The organism is Sporosarcina sp. ZBG7A (assembly GCF_000813425.1).
GTDB lineage: Bacteria > Bacillota > Bacilli > Bacillales_A > Planococcaceae > Sporosarcina.
Window position 1 is genome coordinate 148,750 of the sequence record NZ_JWIB01000015.1, and the last position, 20,586, is coordinate 169,335.

General features: G+C 44.5%; 18 protein-coding genes and 1 tRNA gene. 12 read left to right on the forward strand and 7 right to left on the reverse strand.

Annotated features, from left to right (window positions below; all coding sequences use genetic code 11):
* Positions 1–35: 35 nt before the first annotated feature.
* Positions 36–917: an SDR family oxidoreductase gene (locus RL70_RS07100; protein WP_039042704.1), complete on the reverse strand. Its 882-nt coding sequence runs from the start codon at positions 915–917 to the stop codon at positions 36–38.
* A gap of 132 nt (positions 918–1,049) precedes the next feature.
* Here RL70_RS07100 and RL70_RS07105 point away from each other — a divergent pair, with 132 nt between their 5' ends.
* Together RL70_RS07105 and RL70_RS07110 are read left to right on the forward strand one after the other, a co-directional pair.
* Entirely contained in the window at positions 1,050–1,832 is a 783-nt protein-coding gene (locus tag RL70_RS07105; protein WP_039042705.1) for a GGDEF domain-containing protein, read from the forward strand.
* The gene (locus RL70_RS07110) at positions 1,829–3,130 is read left to right on the forward strand and encodes a glycosyltransferase (protein ID WP_039042706.1); all 1,302 of its coding nucleotides are present in this window, start codon (positions 1,829–1,831) and stop codon (positions 3,128–3,130) included. The genes RL70_RS07105 and RL70_RS07110 overlap by 4 nt, the downstream gene beginning before the upstream one ends.
* 72 nt (positions 3,131–3,202) lie before the next feature.
* Here RL70_RS07110 and RL70_RS07115 read toward each other — a convergent pair whose 3' ends face one another.
* Positions 3,203–4,852 carry a bifunctional diguanylate cyclase/phosphodiesterase gene (locus tag RL70_RS07115; protein ID WP_052245831.1) on the reverse strand — a complete coding sequence of 550 codons (1,650 nt, stop codon included), beginning with the start codon at positions 4,850–4,852 and terminating at the stop codon, positions 3,203–3,205.
* 128 nt (positions 4,853–4,980) lie between these two features.
* On the opposite strand from RL70_RS07115, the gene RL70_RS07120 reads away from it, so the two are divergent.
* The 3 genes from RL70_RS07120 (at position 4,981) to RL70_RS07130 (ending at position 9,610) form a co-directional block, all read left to right on the forward strand.
* On the forward strand, positions 4,981–5,880 hold the full coding sequence (locus tag RL70_RS07120; RefSeq protein ID WP_039042707.1) for a DMT family transporter: 900 nt from the start codon (positions 4,981–4,983) through the stop codon (positions 5,878–5,880).
* A 174-nt stretch (positions 5,881–6,054) separates the two neighbouring features.
* Positions 6,055–7,827, forward strand: coding sequence for an ABC transporter ATP-binding protein (locus RL70_RS07125; RefSeq protein WP_052245835.1), 1,773 nt, complete (start codon positions 6,055–6,057; stop codon positions 7,825–7,827).
* A complete protein-coding gene (locus tag RL70_RS07130; RefSeq protein WP_039042708.1) occupies positions 7,781–9,610 on the forward strand; it encodes an ABC transporter ATP-binding protein in 1,830 nt (609 codons plus the stop codon). The genes RL70_RS07125 and RL70_RS07130 overlap by 47 nt, the downstream gene beginning before the upstream one ends.
* 623 nt (positions 9,611–10,233) lie before the next feature.
* Here the strand turns inward: RL70_RS07130 and RL70_RS07140 are convergent.
* Together RL70_RS07140 and RL70_RS07145 are read right to left on the reverse strand one after the other, a co-directional pair.
* On the reverse strand, positions 10,234–10,704 hold the full coding sequence (locus RL70_RS07140) for a YusW family protein (protein WP_039042709.1): 471 nt from the start codon (positions 10,702–10,704) through the stop codon (positions 10,234–10,236).
* 92 nt (positions 10,705–10,796) lie between these two features.
* Positions 10,797–11,816: a DUF2804 domain-containing protein gene (locus RL70_RS07145; RefSeq protein ID WP_039042710.1), complete on the reverse strand. Its 1,020-nt coding sequence runs from the start codon at positions 11,814–11,816 to the stop codon at positions 10,797–10,799.
* Between the two features lie 123 nt (positions 11,817–11,939).
* On the opposite strand from RL70_RS07145, the gene RL70_RS07150 reads away from it, so the two are divergent.
* The 4 genes from RL70_RS07150 to RL70_RS17835 all read left to right on the forward strand — a co-directional run bounded on the left by RL70_RS07150 (position 11,940) and on the right by RL70_RS17835 (position 13,439).
* A tRNA-Ala gene (locus RL70_RS07150) sits at positions 11,940–12,011 on the forward strand.
* A 93-nt stretch (positions 12,012–12,104) separates the two neighbouring features.
* Positions 12,105–12,590: an amidase domain-containing protein gene (locus RL70_RS07155; RefSeq protein WP_039042711.1), complete on the forward strand. Its 486-nt coding sequence runs from the start codon at positions 12,105–12,107 to the stop codon at positions 12,588–12,590.
* A gap of 83 nt (positions 12,591–12,673) precedes the next feature.
* Positions 12,674–13,258 (forward strand): nitroreductase, encoded by a 585-nt coding sequence (locus RL70_RS07160; protein WP_039042712.1) that lies wholly within the window; start codon positions 12,674–12,676, stop codon positions 13,256–13,258.
* A gap of 43 nt (positions 13,259–13,301) precedes the next feature.
* Entirely contained in the window at positions 13,302–13,439 is a 138-nt protein-coding gene (locus tag RL70_RS17835) for a hypothetical protein (RefSeq protein WP_156137937.1), read from the forward strand.
* Positions 13,440–13,612: 173 nt separating this feature from the next.
* On the opposite strand, the gene RL70_RS07165 is transcribed toward RL70_RS17835, so the two are convergent.
* Positions 13,613–15,010 (reverse strand): dipeptidase, encoded by a 1,398-nt coding sequence (locus RL70_RS07165; protein ID WP_039042713.1) that lies wholly within the window; start codon positions 15,008–15,010, stop codon positions 13,613–13,615.
* Between the two features lie 337 nt (positions 15,011–15,347).
* Between RL70_RS07165 and RL70_RS07170 the strand changes: the two genes are divergently transcribed.
* The 3 genes from RL70_RS07170 (at position 15,348) to RL70_RS07180 (ending at position 18,847) form a co-directional block, all read left to right on the forward strand.
* On the forward strand, positions 15,348–16,598 hold the full coding sequence (locus tag RL70_RS07170; RefSeq protein WP_039042714.1) for a hemolysin family protein: 1,251 nt from the start codon (positions 15,348–15,350) through the stop codon (positions 16,596–16,598).
* A 110-nt stretch (positions 16,599–16,708) separates the two neighbouring features.
* Positions 16,709–17,254 (forward strand): RNA polymerase sigma factor, encoded by a 546-nt coding sequence (locus RL70_RS07175; protein WP_025783235.1) that lies wholly within the window; start codon positions 16,709–16,711, stop codon positions 17,252–17,254.
* A gap of 117 nt (positions 17,255–17,371) precedes the next feature.
* Positions 17,372–18,847: a phospholipase D-like domain-containing protein gene (locus tag RL70_RS07180; protein WP_039042715.1), complete on the forward strand. Its 1,476-nt coding sequence runs from the start codon at positions 17,372–17,374 to the stop codon at positions 18,845–18,847.
* Between the two features lie 99 nt (positions 18,848–18,946).
* Here RL70_RS07180 and RL70_RS07185 read toward each other — a convergent pair whose 3' ends face one another.
* Positions 18,947–19,129 (reverse strand): SE1832 family protein, encoded by a 183-nt coding sequence (locus RL70_RS07185; protein WP_039042716.1) that lies wholly within the window; start codon positions 19,127–19,129, stop codon positions 18,947–18,949.
* A gap of 28 nt (positions 19,130–19,157) precedes the next feature.
* Positions 19,158–20,198, reverse strand: a complete 1,041-nt coding sequence (locus RL70_RS07190) for a hypothetical protein (RefSeq protein ID WP_156137938.1) — start codon at positions 20,196–20,198, stop codon at positions 19,158–19,160.
* Positions 20,199–20,586 lie beyond the last annotated feature (388 nt).

Sequence of the window (20,586 nt, forward strand, 5' to 3'; positions counted from 1 at the left end):
GATCTTCAACAGAAGTCGCTGCTTTTCATAGTGATTTACGATCCAACAAAATCTCCGCCATCGACGTGAATCGTTTGGCCAGTCATATAGCTAGAATCGTTCGAAGCGAGAAACACGTAAGCGGGTGCGTTTTCAGCGGGCTCGCCGCGACGCTTCATCGGTGTATCGTCTCCGTGCTTTTCAACGGTCTTCGCATCGAACGTCGAAGGGATGAGTGGTGTCCAAATCGGACCAGGTGCGACTGCATTCACACGAATTTTTTGGTCTGCTAAGTTCAATGCTAGTGAGCGCGTGAATGTTGTGATAGCCCCTTTGGTTGCCGAGTAATCAAGCAATCCGGGAGAACCATTGTAAGCGGTGACTGAAGATGTGTTGATAATCGAGCTTCCTTCCTTCATATGTGGCAAAGCGAATCTAGTTAAATAAAAGAGTCCGAAAAAGTTTGTTTCAAAAGTCTCGCGTAATTGGTCCCCGGAAATATCAAGCAGTGATTTTTGTGGGAATTGTTTTCCGGCGTTATTCACGAGCACATCGAGACCGCCAAATTCTTCAACGACTGCGTCCACTAATGTTTCACAGTTTTCCTCTTCACTAATGTCTATTCTTTTTGCAAACGCCTTCCCACCGTATTTCTTAATAAGTTCAACGGTTTTATCCGCATCGACATCTTCTTCAGGACTTAAGTAAGCAATCGCGACATCTGCGCCTTCTTTTGCGAAAGCGACGGCAACTGCACGACCGATTCCGCTGTCTCCTCCAGTGATCAGCGTTTTCTTCCCGGCTAACTTTCCGGAACCTTTATACAATTCATCATCGTAAATCGGCTGAGGTGACATCTCCTCTTCCACGCCAGGTTGCTGTTCCTGTGTCTGGGGTTTTACGTTTTCATCAATCTTTTCGTATTTGTCTTTTGTCATCTGCAAAATCCTCCTAACAGGGTATCTAGTCAAAGTATTCCCATAAGAAGCACTAGCAAACCTCATGTGTTTTTGAATATACTATTAGGGAAGAGTAAGATTAATAGTAGTATCAAATGGGGGGATGTTGATGTGAAGAGTGTTACCCTATGGCAACGACTACAAATGCCGGTAGCTGCAACCGTTTGGCTAGCATCTGCTGTGGTGTTACTATGGTTGCAAAGTGATCAGAATTCATTGTACGTAATGCTTGGTTTTGTTGGAGTAGCCGCCCTGTTTTTTATGGTGACTGACCGCATGGCTTTTTTCGCTTTTATATTATTAACGCTAACAACAGTCTTCTATTTTTTGTACCGGGCATTTACAGAAGGATGGTCTCCAGGTGAGCAAGCGGCCGGCATTGGTACGCATTTTTTATTTTTACTGCATCTCTTTGCTCTTTACAGTATTGCAAAGTACGTGTATTCGTATCGGTCAGAAAATAGAGCCTTGAAAAATCGTCTCGAAGAGTTACAAGAATATATTTCTGAACATGGCGTATTGACGAAAAGAGAATTCGAAAAGCAATCATCCTTAGTGTTGTCTACAATGGCGCGGCATGGGGAGCCCGGCTATTTCGTTCAAGTGGATTTATCGGAAATTCGAAAAGTGGCACGCAAACAAGCACTGATTGCTTGCTCGTCAGTCATCTTCGGCACATTGCGGAAGCATTATGATCTTGTAGGGCATTTTGATGACAAAACGATTGTTGTGTTATTGCAGAATATAAGTGATGAAGGATTCAAGATTGTCGAAGGACGGTTAAAAGAAGCAATGCAACGACAAATCGAAGAGGGTGCATTTGAGCAGATTAACTGGAACGTCCGTCAAATCGAAGGGGAGCATTCCATTGAAGAATTGTTGGTGATTCGATGAATAAGCGTCTCCTAATTCTGCTCAGCTTAGCTATCGTTTTTCTTATAGGTCTTGTCTTAGCGGCAATTTTAAATGTAAGAATCCTATTGTTTTTCACAACTGCTTTGTTTTTAACATTATTAGGTTACTACTCACTATTGACACTAGCGGGACTATACAATCGATTAAAGAGGCAGGAGATTCCGGAACTGGAGTCATATCCTGGCGTTGATATCTTAATTCCCGCGCATAACGAAGGAGTCGTTATCAAAGATACGATCGAAGCGATGACGGCACTTAATTATCCGGGAAATTTGCAAATATATGTGTTGAACGATAATTCGTCAGATGAAACCGGAGACATTGCAGGAGATTTTGCAGCAACCTTCAAAAACGTCCACCATATTCAGGTGCCACCTGGAGAACCGCGTGGGAAATCGCGTGTGCTCAACCATGGATTGAGTATTTCCTCAAATAAATATTATTGCGTCTATGACGCGGATAATCAGCCTGATTCCGAAGCGCTCATTAAGCTAGTTGCGACGGCTGAGAAAAACAAGCAGTCTGCAGGCGCTGTTGGCTACGTGAGGACGATTAATGAACAAAAGAATTGGCTGACCCGTATGATTTCAATTGAGTTTCAAGTGTTTCAATTGCTCATGCAATCGGGGCGTTGGCAGTTGTTTAAAACGGGCTCTTTGACAGGAACGAATATGCTCGTTAAACGCAGTGTCATAGAAGAATTGGGTGGGTATGATCCATACGCCATCGCGGAGGACGCAGAACTGACACTGCGGATCACGAAGGCGGGATATTATTTACCGATTGTCCCTGATTCCATCACGTGGGAGCAGGAGCCTGAAACGCTAGGAGTCTACTTAAAACAACGTACACGTTGGTTACAAGGGAACTTATACATTGTTGAAAAGACCTTAACGGAACCAGGCTATTTCAAAGGGAAGTTACTCGTCCATTCGATTCACCAGTTACTTGTTTACGTAATCTTTTGGCTGTTCCTCATCATTTCGTATGTGTGGTTTGCCCTTGGAATCTTGGATATCTTCTATATCGAGTATACGTATCCATTGCTGTTCATCTGGTATCTAGCATACATTGTGTACACGACGCAACTGTTTGCCGCCCAAGCGACACAGCGAACATTTACGCCACTCAATGTGTTCATCAGCGTCATCATGTATTTCACGTATGCTCAGCTATTTTCGTATTTGTTCGTACGGAGCCTGATTTTGTATGTGAAAGCGAAAAAGAATCGTCAAGTGATTGGGTGGGATAAGACGCAACGTTTCAAATCGAAATGACAACCTACTTCATAAAAAAGAGCAATTCCGCTTGCCTGTTAAGGGCGTTCGGAAAAGCTCTTTTTGTTAGGTTCATTTCAATAGAGTTTCTGCAGGCACAGGCGCGCCGATGTAATAGCCTTGGACCGCGTCGATTCCCATCGTTTTTAGCAAGTCGTATTGTGCTTTATGTTCGACTCCCTCGGCGATTGTATATAGACCCATCGACTTACTGAATTGGATCATCCCTTCAACAAGTTGCTGCGTTTTCGGATGCGTCAACAGGCTGTTCATGTAAACTTTGTCAATTTTCACTTTTGAAATCGGCAAATGTTGCATATAGCGGAATGACGCATAGCCTGTACCAAAGTCATCGAGGATGAATTCAACACCAGCATCTTGTAATTCTTTCATCTGCTGAATGATGGATTGCTCTTCTTCAGCTTGGAACGCGAACTTCTCCGTGATTTCCAACTCAAGCTGATTGGGACGACAAGACGTTTCTTGCAGGATACTGAGAATGTTGTCTTTCATCGGGTTGTTGGAAAACTCACGAACGGATGTGTTAACTGAGACGTGGGGGTTACCTTCCTTCTCTTCCAACTTTACAGCTAATTGTGCTGCTTCGGTTAGTACATACGCACCGATATTGGCAATTAGCCCATTTGCTTCTGCAATTGGAATAAGCTCATCGGGTGTTACAGTGCCAAGCTCGTCGTCTTCCCATCGTACAAGTGCTTCGTAGACCGAGATTTTCTCTGAAGCAATGTCATATTGCGGCTGATAGACGACTTGCAACGCGTTATGGTCAAGTGCGGTTAACAATTTACGATTAATGAGAGAACGGCGGTCAAGCACCTTGTGAGAGGAAGCGGACAAAGAAACAATTTTACCGCCGCCTTGCTGCCGGACTTCCTCCAACGTCATTGCGGATGCTTCGATCAAATTCACAAAGCTTTTTTGGTCTTCTGGGTAGCGTGCGATCCCGCCGCTTATCGAAAGTGGCAAGGCTTCGTTGCCCACATAGATAGGCTGTTGCTCGAGGAACTCCAAGAATCCTTGGACGTACCAGTCGCCAAAAGGTGTTAGTATAACAAATTGACTACCGCCGACACGTGCAATGGGGTTATCTTGGAAGTAACGTTTTAGACGGTTTGCAAAGGCTTGGGTGAGCTCTGTTTCAGCTGTTCCCGCCTGAAGTTCTTTAAGTGTGTAATAATGATCGATGGACAAATAGACAAACGAGAAACTTTTTTCTTCTTTGATCATTTCATTCACAAGGACTTCTAACTTATGGCGACTCATTAAGCCAGTTTCTACATCGATGAATGCAATCTGTTCGAGACGCTCTTTCAAATGTACTTCTTCGGTAATATCCAGTTCAAGGAACATAGTGCTTTCTAGCATACCATCCTCTGTCATGGAAGGGACGGCGAGTAAATTCGTATAGTACGTTTCACCCGAGCGTTTCAGCTTTTGAGCAGTCCCAAACCAGGTTTTACCTTCTTTGAGCTGTTCCCAAATCATATGGATAGCATCTTGTGCTTGCTCGGATTCATCAAACATTTGCCAAATGGTTTTACCTAAAATTCGTTTAGGCGTCCAGTTGCTCACGTTCAGAAAATTTTTATTTACCGAAATTACGAGACCTTCAGCATCAGTTCGGGTTACCATATAGTAATGATCGAGACTGCGACGGATATCGGGTAAGCCTAGATCATTCTGTTCTCGTGAGATGGTCATGCCGCGTTCCCCTTTCAACTAGTTCATAAGACTAGTATATAGGAAAACTAAGAACTTTTCACCTATAAATGAAAATAAAAATAGAGTAATTTGATATAGGTAGACTTTATAGAAATGAAGGTGGATTAATGGAACGGATAAAAGGACTAGCGATGATTATTATCGGAGCATCATTATGGGGACTATCAGGTCCGATGATGGAATGGACGCTTGAGCATAGTAAGATGTCCGTTTCTTTTTTGCTGACAGTTCGACTACTCATAGCGGGATTGTTGCTACTTACTTATTTGAAAATCAAAGGAAAACAAGTGACACGACCTTGGCGCCAAAAAGTATGGGCACGCCAAATGCTAATATTCGGAGTTGTAGGTATGCTCGGTGTCCAGTTTTCATTCACCTCAGCAATCGCACAGAGTAATGCAGTCATTGCAACACTCTTCCAATTCCTATCGCCAATCTACGTCATCCTATTCGTTTCGATACGGCAGCGATTCGTCCCGCCTGTAGCGCAAATCATCGGCATGTTTGTCACATTAGGTGGCCTATTCCTCTTGCTGACAAATGGCTCGTTATCCGGGTTCAGTTTAAGTCCGAGTGCTGTATTCTGGGGAGTTGCAGTAGGATTCGCATTTACATTCTATACGCTTTATCCAGTTCGTCTCATGCAGGAATGGGGCGTCTTGCTATCAATCGGTTGGGCGATGGTTATCGGAGGAGCCGCATTGCTGATTACGAACCCTGTCATGATGATTCGGGATTTCCAATATTTGTTTGACTGGAAAATTGCAATGATGTTGCTTGGAATCATCGTCGTGGGTACGGTAGCTTTCTTGCTGTTCCTCGCTAGCATGAAGTTCATATCCCCGATTGAAACAAGTATTCTCTCAAGTTTCGAACCGCTGACGGCGATGATCGTATCAGTTATCTGGCTCGGTGCCGTTCTTGGCGTTTGGCAACTTACGGGTGCTGTCGTGATGCTGCTTGGAGTTACAGGAATCTCCATTGCCGGAGGACGAGTGAAAACGTAATCTATTTGAACGCTCTCTTTTGAGAGTGTTTTTTTAATCTATTCTTTAAAAATCAGCAGGATTTATGTGGTTCAGATAATTCTGTTCAATCGCTATACAGTCATTCAGGAATATGGCATACTAAGAATAATTAACTAATTCGATAAACGAAACAGTTCAGGAAGGACAATGCCGATGAAAACAGTATTTTCCTATGCAAAGCCATATAAATGGCCGATAGTGATTGCACTTATTTTAATGTTAATCGAGTTAAGTGTGGAGCTTATTCAGCCGCTCCTTATAGCAAAAATAATTGACGACGGGATTACAGTTGGTGATCGAGAGACAATTATTCTTTACGGAAGTATCATGATGGGACTCGCGCTTCTTGCGTTAGTATCAGGTGTCACAAACTCGTTCTTCGCTGCCCACGCGGCGCAAGGTTTTGGATACGATTTGAGACAGGCGCTATTTAAACAAATTCAGGCATTCTCCATGTCGACATTTTTACGTTTTCCGACGTCCTCACTCATTACACGTCTGACAAGTGACGTCACGATGGCGCAAAACATTTTGTTCATGGGTCTCAGGATTTTGCTACGGGCGCCGCTCGTCGTAATTGGTAGTTTAGTGATGGCGATGCTCGTTAACGTGAAGCTCGCTTCGTTTTTGTTGATAGGAATTCCTTTTCTATGCGTCTTTTTGTTTGTTATGGCTCGAAAAGGAGTTGGCTACTTTTCTGATGTTCAGCGTCGCTTGGATCGAGTGAATCGAGTCATTCAGGAAAATCTTCAAGCTGTCCGTCTGATTAAAGCGTATTTACGCGGTGTGTATGAAGGTAGCCGTTTCTCGAAGGTCGCAGATTTATTAAGAAAAGATACGGTGAAAGCGTTTCGGATGATGGAACTCATTATGCCGATTTTATTACTCATCATGAATGGTAGTTTAATGCTCGTTTTATGGTTCGGAGTCGGAGTCGTTCGTGCAGGTGATGCCCAAGTCGGTGAAATCGTTGCAATTGTGAACTACGCATTCCGTATTACAGGAGGATTCTCGATGTTTTCATTCCTCATTGTTGCGTTCTCAAGAGCTCAATCGTCTTCAGTACGGATGGAAGAAGTGTTGCTTGCAGATGACGATCGTGAAATCATCATTCCTGGAAATTCAGAAAGTGAAGAAGAAAGCCGTGGAGCCTTGGCCTTTAATAATGTTACTTTCCATTATCCTGGTCATCCGGAACAAGTGCTATCGAACGTTTCCTTCACTATTAATCCAGGAGAGAAAATTGCCGTCATGGGAGCGACTGGGTCTGGGAAGTCGACGATGTTGAACTTAATCCCACGCATTTTCACCGCAACTTCTGGTGAAATTCTACTCGATGGTAAGAATATTGAAGATTGGCCGCTAGAAGAGCTCCGCAATGCAATCGGCCTCGTGCCGCAGCAGTCGGTCCTCTTTACAGGAACAATTCGAGAAAACTTAGCGTGGGGCGACCCGGAAGCACGGGCAGACGAATTAGAAGCTGCAGCTGAAAAGGCTCAAATCCATGCTTCGATTCAGCGTTTCCCAGCAAACTACGAGACGCGCGTCGGGCAAAAAGGTGTCAACTTATCGGGTGGTCAAAAACAGCGCTTATCCATTGCGCGGGCGCTTGTCCGAAAGCCCGCGATTTTGCTGCTAGACGACAGTACGAGTGCGCTCGATGTGAAAACGGAGAATGCCCTATGGGAAGCGTTGGAAGGCGAACGTGCCACGATGATTGTCATCACGCAAAAAATTCATACTGCTCAAGGCGCCGATCGCATTCTTTTGCTGGATGAAGGAAAAGTGGCGGCGTACGGTACGCACGATCAGCTCATGAATCAGTCGACATTGTATCGGAAAATAGCTGAATCCCAGTTGGATGAGGAGGTGGTGGACGATGGTGAACAACGTGAGGAAGCCCTTCGGTTACGAACCGATCATTAAGCGGGAAGATTTGAAAAAAGGTACGAAGCGTAAGAAAGAAGAAGTGGGTGACTGGAAGCAGGCATTGCTCAACGTGTGGCGTCTCGTAGATGAACAACGTGGGCTACTCATAACAGTGTTAGTCCTAGTGTTTGCCAGCTCCGGACTCACGCTACTTGGTCCTTTTCTAATCGGGCAGACCATTGATAATTTCATCATTCCGATGAAAACTGATGGACTTGCGATGCAAATTGGCTTGTTGCTATCAATTTACGCGGGGACGTCACTGACGATGTACTTCCAGAACTTCTGGATGGTCGGCATTGCTCAAAATACGGTCTATAAGTTAAGAGCGGGCTTATTTAATCATTTGCAGAAATTGCCTGTTTCCTTTTTTGATAAGCGTCAGCACGGTGAGCTCATGAGCCGAATGACGAACGACATTGAAAATATTAGCCAGACGTTGAATTCATCGTTCATCCAAGTATTTTCGAGTATATTAACGCTTGGTGGAACTCTTGCGGTCATGCTCTACCTTAGTCCACTTCTTACTTTACTAACGATGACGATCGTTCCAGTCATGTTTATCGCGATGCGATGGATCACTCGTCGTACTGGAATTCTTTTTAAGGAACAGCAACGCGCAATCGGTGAGTTGAACGGAATGATTGAAGAAACGATGTCCGGACAGCGAATTGTAAAAGCTTTCTCTCAAGAAGAACGGATGAAGGAAGAGTTTGCTGCGAAAAGTGATCGATTGAAACGAACTGGGTTTTGGGCATTGACGTATTCAGGTTTCATCCCGAAAGTGATGAATATGTTGAACAATGCGGCGTTTGCTATTGTAGCGGGAGTTGGAGGATTGCTGGCGTTACGGGGTGACGGGATAGTGACAATCGGTACAATAGTTATATTCGCAGAGTATGCACGTCAATTCACGCGTCCGTTGAACGATTTAGCCAACCAATTCAATACGGTCCTATCCGCGATTGCAGGTGCTGAACGAGTATTTTCAATTATGGGGGAAGATGTGGAACGGGACGCAGCAGAGTTGAATGGAGATATCCAGCTTAGAGGGAATGTCGAATTTCGCAACGTAACCTTTGGCTATGCACCCGAAACGGATGGTTACACGGTGGAGGATGTCTCGTTGTGCGTGAAAGCGGGAGAGACCGCTGCGCTCCTTGGTGCGACAGGTGCTGGGAAAACGACGCTTGTTCAATTGATTGCCCGATTCTACGAAGTGGATAAGGGAACGATTTTGATAGATGGCATTCCGATTGACGAGCTTCCACGCGCAACATTACGCAATCAAACGGCATTTGTTTTGCAGGATCCGTTCTTGTTTGAGTCGTCGGTGAGAGAAAACATTCGATATGGGAAACTCGATGCAACAGATGAAGAGATTGAAGAAGCAGCGAAAAAAGCGAACGCTCATGAATTTATTAGCCGTCTGGAAGAAGGGTACGATACGTTGCTCTCAGCGGATGGGAGCGAAATTTCGCAAGGGCAGAAGCAATTGCTGTCCATTGCGCGTGCATTTGTGGCGGATCCAGTATTGTTGTTGCTGGACGAAGCAACGAGCAGTATTGACACGGTCACAGAACTAGAAATTCAAGCTGCACTTGAAAAGCTCATGGAAGGTCGTACGAGTTTCGTCATTGCCCACCGCCTCAATACGGTGAAAAAGGCCGATATCATTTATGTAATGGATCAAGGTAAGCTGATCGAGTCTGGTAGCCAATCAGAGTTGATTGGTCAAAAGGGCTTGTATTATACGATGTTGCAACAATCTAAGCTATAACACCGAGGCGCTCCCCAATTAGCGGGAGCGTTTTTTCTTGTGGAATGTGCTCTGAAGGGAGGAATGCTCTCAATTGGTACTGATCCTGCCCGTTAAGAGGAACCTCGCCCGTTTCCCTGGAGAACCCGATCGTTCCGCGTCTGAACCCGCCCGTTTCCTGGGAGAACCCGATCGTTCTGCGTCTGAACCCGCCCGATTACCTGGAGAACCCGATCGTTCTGCGTCCGAACCCGCCCGTTTCCCCAGAGAACCCGATCGTTCTGCGTCCGAACCCGCCCGTTTCCCTGGAGAACCCGATCGTTGCGCGTCCGAACCCGCCCGTTTCCCTGGAGAACCCGATCGTTCTGCGTCCGAACCCGCCCGTTTCCCGGGAGAACCCGATCGTTCCGCATCCGAACCCGCTCATTTCCGCGGCAACCAACCTTCTTTAGTCCGGATCTAAGCTCGCGACCAATCCATCTCCTCCTAATTCAAAACCAAGCCTGATTGGTGTGCTCCGCTCCGCTGCGCATTTAGGGAAGGGAAGTGGGCATTACCACTCCAACTCGTCCAATAAACTGGATCCTTACCCCGAACTTGCTAAAACAAAAAAACCACCAAATCGGTGGTTTTCAATCAACTATTTACTGTTTATCTTCAAATTTCAAATTTGTACCATCGTCAAACTCGATATCCAGTTTAAACTTTGAATACAAGTCAATCTGGAAGTACTCTAAAATTTTCTCACGGGCTTCTTCACCAGACATTTCATGTTGAAAATTTAAAGCGATGAACATCTTATCCAGCTCATCCATCGCTTTGGCACCTTCTAAGTCGATGTTTGTCAAAATGTTTTGGTACTCCGGATCGAAATTCTTCTCTACCTTATACTCCGCATCGATGGCGTCTTGGTTATCGACGTCGATCTCCAATTCGAATTTGTTGAAACCGTAGGCATCACCGTTATCACGGTCGCCACCTTCTTTTGACTCCTCCGTGACAATGTCTGCTTCTTCCCGATTGTCTTGGTTGGCATTTTTACCCGAATTGCCGCACGCGCTGACAAATAGGACGCTCGCAAACACAACAGATCCCATTGCTACAAGCTTATTCAACGTCTCACGTCCTCTCTGAATAGTTCGATTGCTTTGATACTACTGTACCTTTTTCCAAACGAATTTAAACGAAAGTGGGTGGGGAAGTAGTTTTACCACTTAGCCTGAAACGCCTCACAAGAACCCAATATGCGGCGAACAGCTAACCGTTCACCAGAATCCAACCGAACTTTCCCGTTGAAGTAGCCGAACATTTGGGTGAAATCCGCTTTTAAGCCCCTTCGGTGAGAACTCGCTTCGCGTTCGAAAAAAGGAGTGAAGGTCAAGTCTACGCAATCTGTGAACTTAGTATGGATTGTCCACGGTTCCATCATACGCTCAGGATTAAAAGAAAAAATCACATCTTCATGAATTTTAGTCATTACACCATCGACGAAAACAGCGTTTTCGGTCAACCCCGTACCATCTGTCCACTTGCCACCGAGGTTCAATCCGATACGGCGACCTCCTGATCGTTGTGAAGCCATGGCCCAATTCCACTCCGTCATCTTGGGCCATACACCACGTGTATAGTTTAATACCGTAAAACTATAATCCGGATTGAATTCATACCGTTTATCTCCAATCTTTAAAAAACCGGAAGTCGGTAGCGTATGATGCTTTGCAGTGAATTGAAAGGTATTCCGGTTTTTCGGAACGACAACATTCAATGACTGATCCTCTGAAGGGTGGCTAATATGAAGATCGGCATGCAACGTTTCGTTATCAAACTCAGGGATGGAAACAGATAAATGCGTCTCCTCATTGGTATAGCTAGCATGTATGGAAAGGCGGTTATCTAAAAAATTAATATCTGTGAGTACGTATTCAGGCATCTTTATATGACGTGCAAAGGGCAAGGAAATCCTTTTTTCAAAAAAACGTTCCGTCTCATAATCCAGGAAATAGACAAGACACACAGCACCGATGTCAAAATGAGCGATGGTCGCAGTGAACAAGACTTCTTCTCCATAGACGGTCCACGTATTCCACTTCTTTTTATTGGGGAACTGTCCCTTCAGATTACTTTGGACGATCGGCTTCTGAGCAAAGCCAATCGCTTCAGGATTCAATAACCCCTTGCTGTCACAAAGCGAAACTGGCGAAGTCAGTTCGCGTTCTGCATGTTGCATAAGCCGTCCTCCTAAACATTGTCTTCTAACGCACATGTTGCTATACTTTTAATTGTATCAGATTGAGGCTGAATTAGCGTTATTCAGCAACGCCGATACCCAACAAATATTTCCAGAAACAACGGGGCATTAGTTCAGCGGGAGAATACTTCGCTGGCAGCGAAGGGGTCACCGGTTCGAATCCGGTATGCTCCATAGTTGAGCGTCCGCTTAGCGGGCGTTTTTTATGTACAATTTTAAGGATGAAAACCTAGCCACCCACATAGAATAGGGTGAGGAGGCGAATCGATGTATGACCGCGAAGCTGCAGTCTGGTATGCGGACAAATGGTGGGATGGGCGAAATCCGCAGTACCCCTCATTCGATGTCGATTGTACAAATTTCATTTCACAATGCTTGCGTGCAGGCGGGGCACCGATGCATGGCATTCCCGTACGAGATCGTGGTTGGTGGATTACGAATTCAAACTGGAGTTTTAGTTGGTCGGTAGCCCATTCACTACGCTGGTACTTAGGAGGTTCAACGAGAGGACTGACTGCCTATCAAGTGCAATCAGCTGAAGAGCTGAACCTAGGTGATGTCATTTTATATGACTTCCAAGGAGATGGCCGCTTTGATCATTCAACGATTGTGACTGCTAAAGACGGCACGTCACCACTCGTCAATGCTCATACCTACGATGTGCAAAGAAGAAGTTGGGATTACAAGGATTCCTACGCCTATCGACCAAACGCCAAATACATTTTCTTTCGAATAAACGATGAATTTTCTTAACTAATAAATCATGATGGAAAATATAAACCAATTATTGAAATGATGTATACTGAAGAATATCAATGACAAAAGGGGATACAACAATGGATGAACAAGCACTATCAGTAAGAGACGCAATTATTTCTCGCCGCTCCATCAAGAGCTTTAACGGACAGCCTGTTGAACAAAGCGAAATTGACGATATTTTAGAAGATGCAATTTGGGCTCCCAATCATGGAAACCGTAATCCATGGCGTTTCGTACTCGCTGCAGAAGACAACTACGAGCAATTTTTAGACGTCCTGCGCGAGTTCGGTGTACCGAAATGGAAAGAGTTGTCGGATGAAGCCCTTGAAAAACAAATGAGCAAATATACTAGTGCAAGCGCGGCAATGTTTGTCATCGTTCCAGAAGATGCACGACAAAAACAACGTTTAGAAGACTTTGCGGCGGCCAGTACGATGATACAAAATATTCAATTGCTCGCCTGGGACAAAGGAATAGGAACATGCTGGAAAACACCAGGATTCCTAGATGACCCTAAGTTCCGAGTAGCCTTAGGCGTCCAGCCAGGAGAACGAATCATTAGCATGCTTCAGTTTGGTCACTTTGATGAATTACCAAAAACAAAGCCACGTACGCCGGTTGAAGACATCGTCACGTATTGGCAAGCTGAGCCAACTGAATAATCGAGCACCTCTTCCATTTTGATGGAAGAGGTTTTTTGTTTGGTTGATAAAATCACAGTGGCATCCGGATGGGGAGAGGTATTTTAACCCCTGCTTCACTTTCTTCATCCAGTCAAAAGGGGCAATCGGAAAGATGCTTGGGGATATCGGCAATATGGCGCGTGAAATCAGCAATATGTAGTAAGGAATCGGCACTGTGAGACAAAGAATCAGCACTATCAATGAATTAATCGGCAACGAGACACAATTCAAGTTGCAATAGTAAGTAAATGGAAGACGTATTGCCAATCATACCCCTTTATCCAACTAAAAATCCCCCTATCGCGAACAATCGCAATAGGGGGATTAAGAATCTTATTTCTTCAACTCATCTTTAGATAAAGTAGAAAGTTCTTGGTAATAGTCACCAAGCACGCGCAATCCTTTGTCAAAGTTCTCAAGTGTTAAGTGTTCGTTTGGTCCGTGTAAGTTCTCTGTTTCAAGACCGAAGCCCATGAGGACAACTGGTAAACCGAGAATTTCATCGAAGTCGGCCACAATTGGAATCGATCCGCCGCCGCGTGTATACACAGTCGGCACGTTGTACACTTTCTCGTAAGAACGGCTTGCTGCTGTAAGTGCTGGATGGTCGAACGGTGTGATGAACGGACGTCCCTGGTCAAACGGTGTGACCGTCACTTTAACACCTTCAGGCTTATGCTTTTCAACATGTGCTTTCAATTTTTCAACGATTTCCGCTGGGTCTTGATCCGGAACAAGGCGGCATGTAATTTTAGCACCCGCTTCTGCAGGCAACACGGTCTTGATACCTTCGCCGCTGAAACCACCGAAAACGCCGTTCACTTCAAGAGTCGGGCGGGCAGATGTACGTTCTAGGAACGAATAGCCTGACTCGCCAAACAGCTCAGAAGCACCGATTTCTTGTTTAAGTGTTTCTTCGTCGAAGTTGAGATCCTTGTATGCTTGACGCTCCTCTTCGCTTAAATTACGAACATTGTCATAGAATCCGTCAACTGCAATTGTTCCTTCTTGGTCATGGAATGACGCCAAAATTTCTGCAACAGCGTGAATCGGGTTTTGGATACCGCCACCGTAGACGCCGGAGTGCAAGTCGCTCTTAGCACCGTAGACGTCAATTTGTACACCGCTCAATCCGCGAAGTGCGTAACAAATTGCAGGTTGACCTGGAGCGTGAAGGGCTGTATCCGAAATGACAATCGTATCTGCTGCGAGCTTTTCTTTATGGTCTTTAATGAATGGAACAAGGTTCGGACTTCCAACTTCTTCTTCGCCTTCAATGATGAACTTCACGTTAAGTGGAAGTTTGCCATCCAACTGCATCAATGCTTCAACCGCTTTTACGTGCATGAACACTTGTCCTTTGTCGTCAGTCGATCCACGAGCAAACATTTTATCATCACGGATTTCTGGCTCGAATGGCGCGCTTTCCCATAGGTGCAATGGGTCAACAGGTTGTACGTCATAGTGACCGTAAATGAGGATCGTCGGTTGACCTTCTGCATGAAGCCAGTCAGCGTAAACGACCGGATGCCCGGCAGTAGGTTCGATGGAGATGTTTTCAAGTCCTGCTTCTTTGAACGAATTTGATAACCATTCCGCAGCTTTTTGCATATCGGCTTTGTGCTCAGATAAGGCACTGATGCTCGGAATACTCAAAAATTCCTTCATCTCATTCAGATGCGTATCGCGATTCTTTTCAAAGTACTCATTCAATTGGTCAAGCGTTGCCATGAAATTACCCCTTTTCGTTTTCGTTTGGATAAATGCGAGGTTGCAGCTAGGAAAGCCCTGCTGAATCCCATCATTCGTCGACAGTGTTTGGGTTAATCCCCCAAAAAAGTTGGGTACACCGTGACGATGCTGATTACTTTAGTATAGCAGAATTGGAGTGAATTCAAAAAAAAGAGACTTCTGAATCCTTTTCTTTCTGGTACTTATGCTATACTATTCCAACAGCTATGAAATCGGATTCAAATTATAGCCGTCTTAGGTTTGCAACCTCAACCCTTAGAGATACGTCTATATATGCAAATCGAAACGAACCAGGAATTTTCGGGAGGAATCGCTCTTGTTCATCGCACTTGCTTTCTTTTTGGTGATGTCATTTTTCTTATCAGGGAGTGAAACTGCACTTACTGCCGTAAACCGGATGAAAATCCAGATGCGCGCAGAGCAAGGAGACCCTAAAGCAATTCGGCTCCGCTCCCTCGTTTCGAAACCAGATCGAATGATTACAGCAATCTTAATCGGTAACAACGTCGCAAACATCATGATGCCAACAATCGTAACCATGATCGCTATCGACAAAGGCCTTAATGTAGGTCTACTCACTGGACTTTTGACAGTTGTCCTAATCATTTTCGGGGAAGTATTACCAAAAACTATCGCCGCAACGTTTGCCGATAAATTGGCATACACCGTTGCTCCAGTCATCCGCGTTATTGTTAAACTACTAACGCCGCTCACGTACTTATTAGCGCTCTTTACGAATCTTTTCATCCGCATTCTATCAAAGGGTGCCGTGACAGAAGCAACTCTGACGAAAGAGGACTTACGCTCAATGGTCGACCTTGCTTCTACTGAAGGAACGTTCCAACAAGAGGAATCGCTGCGGTTAAAAGGAGTCCTCGACTTTCCGGAAAAAGACGTTTCAGACGTCATGGGAACCCACCGGACAGACGTCGTTGCCCTGCCACTCGATTCAAGCTATGAAGAAGTTCGCAGTACGGTTCTCGAGTATTTCTATACACGTTATCCGATCTATGAAGAAAGTATCGATAAGATTATCGGTGTATTCTATTCTAAGCGGTTAATCGAATGGTCCATTACACCAGAAGAACCGTTCAAAGATATGATTGACCATGATCCGCTGTTTGTCGTACAAACTGCAAGCGTCGAGAAAGTGTTTAAAATGATGCTCGCGCACAAAAAACATATGGCAATCGTATTGGACGAGTATGGTGGAACGCTCGGTATCGTAACGCATGAAGATATTATCGAAGAAATGATCGGTCAGGAAATTGAAGATGAAACAGACGAAGCAGAAGACGCGATGGTCTATGAACATACAGAAGATACACTCGTATGTCAGGGGCGTCTTGAAATCGAAGATGCGGTGAGCTTACTTGGAATCGACTTGCCGACTGAAAATGATACAATCGGTGGTTTTGCCTTCCAAGAGCTGGACCACGTACCCGATAAGGGAGAACGTTTCACGTATGGTCCGCTGTTGTTTGAAATCGAAGAGATGGACCGCAATCGGATCGTACGTCTTCGAATCACTCGCCGTCCGGAAGAACTGACTGATGATGAAACCTAATATACAGCAACCTTACACGTTTGTAAGGTAACTGAAAGAAACTCCGATAGTTCAGCCGCTTGTTCTAGTGCATACTAAACGTAACAGCTAGAACACGGAGGCGTTAACGGATGAAACCAACACTTAATGAATTACATGATGAATATGGCAGATACTTATATCACTTATGCTTGAAATTGACACGTAATAAAGAAGAGGCTGAAGATCTTATGCAAGACGTTTGGGTCAAGGTAGTCCGCACGAGTGATCGTATGGAAGGCGTAGACCGTATGAAAGCTTGGCTGACAACGATTTGCATGAATACGTTCAGAGATCGTTATCGTAAAGATGTCCGTCGTAGTAAGTATGTCATGAACCAGCCGGATACTTTGGACATTCCCTTGCTCGATTTAGTGCCAAGTGGCAGTCCACTACCAGGTGAAATTGTTGAGAGACAAGATCTCCGCGCTGCAGTTCAAAGTAAGATAAATGAGCTAGACGCTATATATAAGACAACGATTGAGTACTTTTATGTCAATCAATACTCACTCATTGAAATTGCTGAAATGATGCAAGTCTCTATCGGTACGGTGAAATCCCGCCTGTTCCGTGCTAAAAAATATTTAAAAGAACTATTAACGCAAGATCAGTCTGTCAACGAACTTGTAATTGCGTAATAATATCGATTTTGGACTTCTCCTACTATAGGGGAAGTCTTTTTATATGGGTACGGAGTTTGTGAGATGCATAGAGAGGGAATGCTATAGTGATGGATTTGGAGTGGAGGCTAAGCTGTGGCTAAGAAAAAAAAGAAACGTAAGAGATTAACAAAAAAGCAGAAACAAATTATGTGGCTAGCGCTAGCAATCTTTCTTCTTATTTATATTGCTGTCATCTTATATCATACATACAAGCCATTGCCAAAGGGCGTCAATTACGAAGGAGACGTCCATTGGACTGATGATGTAGAGGTTTTCACGGATTTATCCTACTCGAAGACGAAGAAGAAAGAGGACATGAAACATGATCTAAATATTTTTGATGAAGTATATTCCATGATTGAGGAAGCGGATGAATTCATCGTGCTGGACTTCTTTTTGATGGATCATTATTCGGATGAAAATTTAGATTTCCCGAAGGTTGCGGAGACGATCACGAAGAAGTTGGTCGAGAAAAAGAAGGCTTATCCCGACATGCCGATTGTATTCATTACCGATCCGATTAATAAAGGGTATGGGTCCTATGAATCGAAATGGTTCGGAAAGTTAAAGGATGCAGGTGTGGAAGTCGTGTATACCGACTTGGAGCCATTACGCGATTCTATGCCGCTCTACTCAGGATTGTATCGGACGTTGTTCCGCTTTGGAGATATAGGTGGAAAAGGATGGATTCCGAATGCAATGGCCTCTGAAGCGCCGAAGTTCCGATTAGCTTCTTACGTGGAGCTATTGAATGTGAAGTCGAATCACCGTAAAGTGATTGCCACGGAAAAAGCGGGGTTGGTGACGTCGTCCAATCCACATGATGCGAGTGGTTTCCATGGAAATGTCGCACTCAAAGTATCTGGCCCTATTATTAATGATTTATTGGAGGCAGAAGAAGCAGTGCTGAACTATTCAACGGGACAGACTGGGCAAACACTACCTCGTATTGAAGCGAAAGAGCCGGAAGACGGGGAATACGCTGTTCAATATTTAACCGAGAAGAAGATTAAAGACGTATTGATGGATGAACTAACCGCTGCGCAATCGGGTGATCGCATTCGGATGGGGATGTTTTTCATCGCGGAACCAGGTATCGTGAAGGAAGTGACTGAAGCCGCAAAGCGTGGTGTGGAAGTAAAACTTATTTTGGATCCAAACGAAAATTCTTTTGGTAACCAAAAATCAGGGCTTCCGAATCGACCTGTTGTGCAAAAGCTCGTCGAAGACAGTGATGGTGCGATTGAAGTACGCTGGTACAACACGGTTGTCGGTCAGTACCATACGAAGCTCGTCATGATCGAACGCGATGATAACATGCACATTTTAAATGGTTCCGCCAATTTAACCGAGCGAACCCTCGATAACTACAATTTGGAGAATGATCTGTATGTGATTGCTCCTACTAATAGTGAACTTGCAGGTGAGCTAGATGCGTATTTCGAACGTTTGTGGAATAACGAAGACGCGTTGTTCACGTTGGATATGGAAGAATACCAAAATACATTCACTCGTCCGCAGCGTGTGATTTATGCGCTACAAGAGTGGTTGAAATTGACGTCTTATTGAGTGGTTAATTCCACAAAAAACATTTTAAAAATCCTCTTACCGATTTCAGGTAAGAGGATTTTTTAATGGGTGAGTAGTTTAGTTGTAAATGTTTTAGAGTCAAAGTGCTACAAGCATCTGATTAAGCTCTGCAAGACGGTCTTCCATTTTCGCAAGACGTGCCTCTGCTTTTTGGATAGAGTCTCCGTGACCTGTAGATTCGAGTTTTTCGATGTCCCCTTGTAAGTTTATATAATCCATTTTAAGTTCTGCGATTTCAGATTCGATTTGTGATTTAGTCATGATTGTAGTCCTCCCTGTGTACTTTTCCTCAGTTTACCACATCAGGTAAGGGCTTGCCGGGGACTGCACGTTTCGGATGTTCGAGCAGATAACGGATCGTTTCAAACACCGTTTCTGCTTCCTCACCAAGTGGTAAGGCGAGCTGACGATCGACGTCACGTTTACGAAGAGAGTCGTGCAAAAGTGGCTCCATGATTGCATTCAACAGGTTGGATTGCTTCACTTTGCGTCCAAGACCCAAATGTGTGAACCCATCGCGGTCGATTGGGAAGCGCAACTCGGATTCGAAGGTGCTTTGTGCGAGTATGATACAAGGTACTCCGAGACATGCAACGTCGTATGGCATGTACCCTCCACCACATAACACAATATCTGCTTCTGCTGCTAGGTCAAGAAAATCGTGTGGAGCTTTTTTAACAGTCGTATTTCTACGGCTCAATGCCATCATTTGAAGGGTACTCGCATCGTGTTCATAGGACTTGCCGAGCAAAATCGTCACATTGAGTGGGATTTGTAAATTCATCACATGACGGAAAGAACGAAATGTTAAGTTGCCAGGATCATTTTCCCCGAATGCGATGAGAAGGCGGGGAGGGTCACCAAATACATGCTGATCCCTTTTTGAACGCAAGTCCGCACAGCGTGCATCTGGTAAAAACGTTTGAATGCCTGTTTTGGTTGGACTCGTAACATCATGTTCGGTTTCTCCATATAATGTTTGGATTACAAAATCGGCTAGCTGTCCGCCTTCTCCGAAATCATCGAAGTGTAAACTAGCAGGAACGAGTCGAGAGATCGCCTCAACTTCTTCTTTAATTGTACTACCCGTATCTCGAACGAGTAGATCCGGTTTTAAAAAGGATAGTACTTGAAGAAGGGTACGATGATTATTGGCTTCCATCGACCGATACATAGTTGGTATATCGGGAGTTGCAACTTGTGTAATGAAAACAATGGTTGCTTCTGAAGAAAGTTCTTCTGCAACTCGTAACGCTCTTCGCAAAGGATAGCCATTTTTTTCTTCTGTAGATGAAAGACAGATCGCAATGAGCTTTTTTGTTTTGTTCATAATAGGAATCATCCTTTCCACACAGTCTCTTCACCTCCCAGTCTATGAAGAGGGCGGATCTATTATGATAAAGAAATTAAAGTCTGGTGGAATTGAGTGGGAAGCTGGAGTTGAACCGTGCGAGGAGGTTTATGAGCATATTTCAGGTTTTATGATCACATTTCAAGGTTTAAGAGCATATTTCGGGATTAATGATCACATTCCATGGTTTATGATCAGAAACTGAGATTTATGAGCACATTCCACTTTTTATGAGCACTTTCAGCGATTTATGATCAATTTGCGAAGAGTATTCTAGTTGGTCGCGAGATAGGGGGATGGGGAAGCTGGAGTTGAACCGTGGGAGGAGGTTTATGAGCATAATTCAGGTTTTATGATCACATTTCAA